Genomic DNA, 6,945 nt, shown 5'->3' on the forward strand with positions numbered 1-6,945 from the left:
TAAGCAACTTTTACGTCTTTACCCTATAGATACGAATCATCTCTATTTAGATGGGGAAAGAATTCATAAATACAGTATTTCGAGTGTTCGAGAAAAGATTGGATATGTTCCACAAAATTACATGATTTTTTCAAAGACCATAAAAGAAAATATTAAACTGTCAAAACCAAAGGCTACAGATGAAGAGGTTATGGAAGCTGTAAGGTTTGCAGATCTTGAAAAAGATCTTAGCACATTTCCAGAAGGTCTAGATACTCTTTGTGGCGAAAAGGGGATTTCTCTTTCTGGTGGTCAAAAACAGAGAATTGGTATTGCTAGAGCTTTTCTAAAAGAGCCAGATATATTGATACTTGATGACTCTATGAGTGCAGTAGATGGAAAGACCGAAAAGAACATCATTGAAAATATAAAGAAGAAAAGTCGTGGCAAGACTACGATTATTTCATGTCATAGAATAAGTCAAGTTAAGGATTGCGATGAAATTATCGTACTTAACAAAGGTAGAATCACGGAGAGAGGAACACATGAAGAGCTCCTTAAAAAAGGACAATGGTACGCAAAACAGTACAAGAATCAGATGGCAAGGAGTCGCTTTGATGAAAAAGATGAAAAATAAGAAACAAAATGAATTTGTAAAGCAGAAATTGTGGCGTTATGCAAAAGGAGAATCGAAGTCTTTATCTATTGGATTATTTCTTTCTGTTGTGCGTACAGCTTTAGAAATAATAGGTCCAATGATTATTGGTTATATACTGAATAACTACATAAAGCTAGATATGGATACTAGAGATTTTATGGCAATTGCCAAACTTCTCTTGTTGTATTTAGTCATATATGTTCTTTGTGGATTGTTTAGCAATTTAGCTCTCATATCTTTTGAGCAAGCTGCAAATAAAATTTCCTTTAGCGTCCAAAAGGATGTATATAAACATGTAACAAAGCTTCCCATATCCTACTTTGATAATTTGCCTGCTGGAAATATCGTATCTCGAATCACAAATGATACCAATCGATTAAAGATCATGTTTCAGTTGATCCTAGCAGATATGACCACTTCAGGTATTATGATCATCTGTATTTACGGGATGATTCTTGTAGTCAGTTTTCCCGTTGCCATACTGTTTTTGACACTTGTCCCTATAATATACATTGTATTTAAGGATTTAAGGCATAAGACCTGGAAGTATACTACTCTTAACCGCAGTTACGTAGGAGATATAAACGCAAGTATAAATGAAAATATTCAAAACATGGAGATTATTCAAGTATACAATAAGGAAAACCATATCAAAGAGGAATTTGACCACATCAATAAAAATATATTCAAAACCGGTTTAGAGGTAACAAAGGTGAGAAGCTACGGAGGTTTTAGAGCCATTGATGCTCTTAGTTATGTTGGAACCATTCTCGTTCTCTTATATTTTGGTATGGGGAAGATTACAGGAGCTTACGTGGTTACAATTGGAAGTATGTACATCTCAATCGACTACGTCACAAAGATTTTTAATAATGTAAAGACGGTGGTTTCAAGATTTGGCGAGCTAGAGCAATCTTACGCATCAGCATCTCATGTATTTGACTTATTAAAGCTAGAACCAATGGAGGAATTGCCAGAGAAACTTACAGAAGTTAAAGGAGATGTAAGATTTGAAGGTGTTTACTTCGGTTATGGAGAGAGCGATGTCCTAAAAGGGATAGATTTTGAAGTGAAAAGTGGAGAAAGCATCGCCTTTGTTGGTTCTACGGGCAGTGGTAAGAGCACCATTGTAAACTTGCTTTTAAATTTCTATTGCCCAAGGCTTGGAAATATATACATTGATGGAAAAAACATAAAAGACATTAACAGAAATTCTCTACGAGAGCAAATGGCTGTAGTTCTACAAGATCCCTTTATTTTTGAAACGGATATTAAGGGCAATGTAGGACTTGACGAGGGGTTTAGTGATGCAGAGATTGAAAAGGCCCTTATGGATGTAGGGGCAGAGTCCATTGTGAAAAGGGGAATTCACGAGAAAATATTTGAAAAAGGAAATGACTTTAGTCAAGGGGAAAAACAGCTTATCTCTTTTGCAAGGGCGTACATTCGAAAACCTAGAATTCTAATCCTTGACGAAGCAACCTCTAATATTGATACGGAAACGGAAAAAATAATTCAAAAAGGAATCCAAAAGTTAAGAGAGAATTGTACCACTTTTATAATCGCCCATAGACTTTCTACGATTAAAGATGTAGACAAGATTATCGTACTAAACAAGGGCAAGATTATAGAAAGAGGAAATCACAAGTCTTTAATGGAACAAGACGGTTTCTATAAGAATATGTACGATGAGCAAATGAGAAATCAATAATAAAATAGCCCCTTTCTGGCTAAATCGCTTTTGGATTTTTGCTAGAAAGGGGCTGAATTTGATGTAATAGGAAAGTCCTACTTCTGACATTAGCTCCTGCTCAGTCATCCTGAGTGTAAGCGAAGGATTTTGACCCAAAAGGAATACCCTAATGCTAGTGACTAAAGACTAGCGACTAACGCGCCATAGGCGCTATTCTTGTCTTGCAAAATTTATTTATATCTGTTCATTTTATCATTCTTACGGGTAGTACTTTGAGATGTTTTTGATCCCTTACTTTTATTACCATAACCTGTTTTTTGGTTTCTAGTGGAACTGCTCCTCCCTATTGGCTTACTGCTTTTTTCCTCAGGCATTTCGACTAAGGGGTAGAGATTATTTTCAATGACGGGAATGGATTTTGATATCAGTTTTTCAATATATTTGAGTGAAGATTTTTCTTCCACATCGCAAAAGGAGATAGCAATTCCTCCATGACCTGCTCGTCCAGTACGGCCAATACGATGTACATAGGTTTCTGGAACATCAGGTAAATCATAATTGATTACATGGGACAATTCGTCTACATCGATTCCTCTAGCTGCAATATCTGTAGCGACTAATACCCTTGTTTTTCCTTCTTTGAAACTATTTAGAGCCCGTTGTCTTGCGTTTTGCGATTTGTTTCCATGGATGGCTTCTGCTTGCAACTTGGATTTTTCAAGAGTTCTTACTATTTTATCAGCCCCATGTTTTGTTCTAGAAAATACCAAAGCCGAAGTAATTTCCTTGTTTTTTAGCAAATCAATCAATAGTTTTGTCTTATTGCTTTTATTTACATAATAAACGGATTGTTCGATAATATCTACAGTAGAGGATACTGGTGTGATTTCGATTTTAGTGGGGTTTTTTAGTATAGAGTTTGCAAGTTTTGCAATTTCACTTGGCATGGTAGCCGAAAAAAACATAGATTGCTTTATCTGTGGTAGAAATTTAATAATTTTCCTTACGTCTTGAAGCATTCCCATATCGAGCATCATGTCTGCTTCATCCAGAACAAAATATTGAACTTGTTTTAAAGAGATAAATCCTTGATGGATGAGGTCGAGCAATCTTCCAGGCGTAGCCACGAGAATATCTACTCCCCGATTTAAGGATTGAGTTTGAGGGTGCTGTGAGACTCCACCAAAAATAACAAGAGTTTTTAGACCTAAGTATTTTCCATACGTTTCAAAATTTTCTCCAATTTGAATAACGAGTTCTCTTGTAGGGGCTAGTATTAATGCTTTTATTTGCTTTTTACTTCTAGTACTTCGTTGCTCAGTAGAAAGGCCTTGTAAAATAGGAATGGCAAAGGCAGCTGTTTTGCCAGTACCAGTTTGTGCACAACCTAATAGATCTTTTCCTTCTAACAAAGTTGGAATTGCCTGTTCTTGAATTGGTGTAGCCTCTGAATATCCTACTTGAAGTAAGGATTTTTGAATTGGTTCTATTATATTTAGATTTTTAAATAACAATATTCTTCTCCTTTGTTGTGTTACATTGTGTTTATATTTTTGCCGTGATCAACGCGTAATTAATTATTATATATGAATTTATTAATTATCACAAGTGGTATATTTTAGGAAGAACCTTTATTTATGTGGTTTTATAAAAATCATAAGTTGCAAATATCAGGTCTTTAAGTGTAGAATAACACTATAACTTAAGGAGGTTTTATATATGAAATATTTATGGACGACGATTCACGTAAAAGATATGAAAAAATCCCTTGAATTTTATCAAGAGGTAGTTGGACTACCCTTAAACAAGAGTTTCTCTGGGGGACCGGATATGGAGTTTTCCTTTTTAGGAGATGGCGAAACTCAAATAGAACTTATCTGTGATAAAAATGTAAAAGAAGTTCAAATTGGAAAAGATATATCCTTAGGCTTTGAAGTAGACTCAGTAGACAAAATGATGGATTTCGTAAAGCAAAGGGGCATTAACATTGTAGCAGGTCCAGTATCGCCAAATCCTCATATAAAGTTCTTCTTTGTAGAAGACCCTAATGGGGTAAAAATTCAATTTGTTGAAAATATGTAACATGATCAGAAGGGCTTTATTAATACTTTTATTAATGGAGCCCTTTCATTTTATAACAAAAAATAGATACATAAGTATAGAACTTGAGGAGGATTTTTATGGCAAAGTATATGATGGCACTAGATGCAGGAACGACAAGTAATAGGTGTATTCTCTTTAATGAGAAAGGGCAGATTTGTAGCATTGCGCAAAAAGAATTCACACAGTTCTTTCCAAAGCCAGGTTGGGTTGAGCACGATGCCGATGAAATTTGGTCTTCACAATTAGGCGTTGCTGTAGAAGCTATGAATAAAATTGGAGCAACAGCAGCAGATATTGCAGCAATAGGTATTACAAACCAAAGAGAAACATCCATTGTATGGGACAAAAATACTGGAGAACCTGTATATCATGCCATTGTTTGGCAATGTAGAAGGACTGCAGAGGACTGCGATTCTCTAAAAGAAAAAGGATTATCAGATTCTTTTAGAGCTAAAACGGGTCTTGTTATTGATGCTTATTTTTCAGCAACGAAGGTAAAATGGATTTTAGATCATGTAGAAGGTGCTAGAGAAAGAGCTAAAAGAGGGGAGTTATTATTCGGTACTGTTGAAACATGGCTTATTTGGAAATTGACAAAGGGAAAAGTGCATGTAACGGACTACTCTAACGCTTCTCGTACACTGATGTTTAATATTAACGAGTTGAAGTGGGATAAGGAGATTTTACAGGAGCTAGATATACCAGAATGTATGCTTCCAGAGGTAAAACCATCAAGCTATGTTTATGGTGAAACGGATCCATCATTTTTAGGTGGCCCTATAGTCATATCTGGAGCAGCAGGAGATCAACAGGCAGCTTTATTTGGACAGACGTGTTTTTCTGCTGGAGAAGCAAAAAACACATATGGAACAGGTTGCTTTCTACTTATGAATACAGGTGAAAAACCAGTATTTTCGAAAAATGGTCTCGTTACAACCATCGCATGGGGAATAGATGGAAAAGTAAATTACGCATTAGAGGGCTCTATTTTTGTTGCAGGTGCGGCTATTCAGTGGTTGCGTGATGAACTGCGCATTATTGATTCTTCCTCAGATTCAGAATATATGGCGACGAAAGTAAACGATACAAATGGTTGCTATGTAGTGCCAGCATTTACTGGTCTTGGTGCTCCTCATTGGGATCCATATGCAAGAGGTACGATTGTAGGCCTTACTCGTGGAGTAAATAAGTACCACATTATACGGGCTGCTCTTGATTCATTAGCATATCAGGTGCATGACGTATTAAAAGCTATGGAAGCAGATTCTAGGATTTCTCTAAAAACACTAAAAGTTGATGGGGGAGCAAGTGCAAATAATTACTTAATGCAAACACAAGCAGATATTATTAATGCACCTGTAAACCGCCCACAATGTGTGGAAACAACTGCTATGGGCGCTGCTTATTTAGCTGGTATAGCTGTTGGGTATTGGGCAAACAAAGAAGAGGTCGTTAAGAATTGGTCTATTGATAAAACCTTTGAACCGTTAATTCGCGAAGAAGAGAGAGCAAGCAGATTAAAAGGATGGAATAAAGCAGTTAAATGTTCATATGGGTGGGCAAGAGAGGATTAAATGCAGTTTAGCTTTACATGACAAAAGAGCGATAATTAAATAGTACATCTGATAAGTAGAGAGATCGATTATTATAATATCGTTCACGAGTATATCAAGGATAGGGTATAAAAAATTATAAATAGATAGATTTATAAAAAGAACTTGTAAAGCGCACCTAAATTAAGTATACTTATATTGATAATAATGAAAGGAGTTACAAATTAAATGAAAACAAAACATAACAAAAATCATATTAAATTTGCCATTTTAGCGATATCTTCTGTACTTATGACTTCTATGATTGCATCCGCTATTTTAGCAGATATCTCTATGAGCTATCCTTCTGCAGATCCGTCGTTGATTCAAATGATTATGACATTGCCATCTTTAATGGGGATGATATTTGCTATTTCAGCAGGTCCGCTTTCTGGAAAGATTGCTAAGAAAATCATTGTATTAGTAGGACTTTTCTCTGCATTTACAGGTGGTATGCTTTCCTATTTATTTGGTAGTCTAAGTATTTATGTGTTACTTTTATCGAGCGCGCTTATTGGCGTAGGTCAAGGTATTAATTCTACCATGTCCATGGCACTTATTGCAGATTATTTTGTAGGGGATGAAAGCAGTTCTTTAATGGGTTTACAATCGGCATTTGTGAATGGTGGTAGTATGGTTATCATCTTTATATCTAGTCTTTTAGCTCGCTTAGGTTGGAGATCATCTTATCTAATCTTCCTGATTTTTATCCCTATTATTGTAATCGTTATGAAATACTTGCCGAATGATCCTCCCATTCAGCAGCAGGAAAGCAGTGGGGAAAAAGGCAAATTAAATGGAACGGTGTACTTTACGGCTGTTGTTACCTTTGTTTTTGCGACCCTCATGTTTTCCTTTGCTACCAATGTAGCAATGTTTGTAGTAAACAATGGTTTAGGTGATGCAACAACTGCAGGACT

The 6,945-nt window shown here is 35.8% G+C and carries 6 protein-coding genes; 5 read left to right on the top strand and 1 reads right to left on the bottom strand.

Features of this window, described 5'->3' with window-relative positions; all coding sequences use genetic code 11:
- Both Q7P22_RS14815 and Q7P22_RS14820 read left to right on the top strand, forming a co-directional pair.
- A partial coding sequence (locus tag Q7P22_RS14815; RefSeq protein ID WP_303865150.1) for an ABC transporter ATP-binding protein occupies positions 1-616 on the top strand: 616 nt, incomplete at its 5' end.
- Positions 597-2,348, top strand: a complete 1,752-nt coding sequence (locus Q7P22_RS14820; RefSeq protein WP_303865151.1) for an ABC transporter ATP-binding protein — start codon at positions 597-599, stop codon at positions 2,346-2,348. The genes Q7P22_RS14815 and Q7P22_RS14820, both read left to right, overlap by 20 nt.
- Before the next feature lie 212 nt (positions 2,349-2,560).
- On the opposite strand, the gene Q7P22_RS14825 is transcribed toward Q7P22_RS14820, so the two are convergent.
- On the bottom strand, positions 2,561-3,844 hold the full coding sequence (locus Q7P22_RS14825) for a DEAD/DEAH box helicase (RefSeq protein ID WP_303865153.1): 1,284 nt from the start codon (positions 3,842-3,844) through the stop codon (positions 2,561-2,563).
- A gap of 205 nt (positions 3,845-4,049) precedes the next feature.
- Between Q7P22_RS14825 and Q7P22_RS14830 the strand changes: the two genes are divergently transcribed.
- The 3 genes from Q7P22_RS14830 to Q7P22_RS14840 all read left to right on the top strand — a co-directional run.
- The gene (locus Q7P22_RS14830) at positions 4,050-4,412 is read left to right on the top strand and encodes a VOC family protein (protein ID WP_303865155.1); all 363 of its coding nucleotides are present in this window, start codon (positions 4,050-4,052) and stop codon (positions 4,410-4,412) included.
- A 98-nt stretch (positions 4,413-4,510) separates the two neighbouring features.
- The gene (gene glpK / locus Q7P22_RS14835; RefSeq protein WP_303865157.1) at positions 4,511-6,007 is read left to right on the top strand and encodes a glycerol kinase GlpK; all 1,497 of its coding nucleotides are present in this window, start codon (positions 4,511-4,513) and stop codon (positions 6,005-6,007) included.
- Positions 6,008-6,214: 207 nt separating this feature from the next.
- Positions 6,215-6,945 (top strand): MFS transporter (locus tag Q7P22_RS14840; RefSeq protein ID WP_303865159.1); only part of this gene is annotated, 731 nt, incomplete at its 3' end.

Origin of the sequence: Alkalibaculum bacchi, from assembly GCF_937875145.1 — a bacterium.
Taxonomy (GTDB): Bacteria; Bacillota; Clostridia; order Eubacteriales; family Alkalibacteraceae; genus Alkalibaculum; species Alkalibaculum bacchi_A.

Excerpts from the sequence above, each read along its gene's own strand:
- Q7P22_RS14820 (WP_303865151.1), top strand. The coding sequence starts at position 597 with ATGAAAAAGATGAAAAATAAGAAACAAAATGAATTTGTAAAGCAGAAA.
- Q7P22_RS14830 (WP_303865155.1), top strand. The coding sequence starts at position 4,050 with ATGAAATATTTATGGACGACGATTCACGTAAAAGATATGAAAAAATCC.
- glpK (WP_303865157.1), top strand. The coding sequence starts at position 4,511 with ATGGCAAAGTATATGATGGCACTAGATGCAGGAACGACAAGTAATAGG.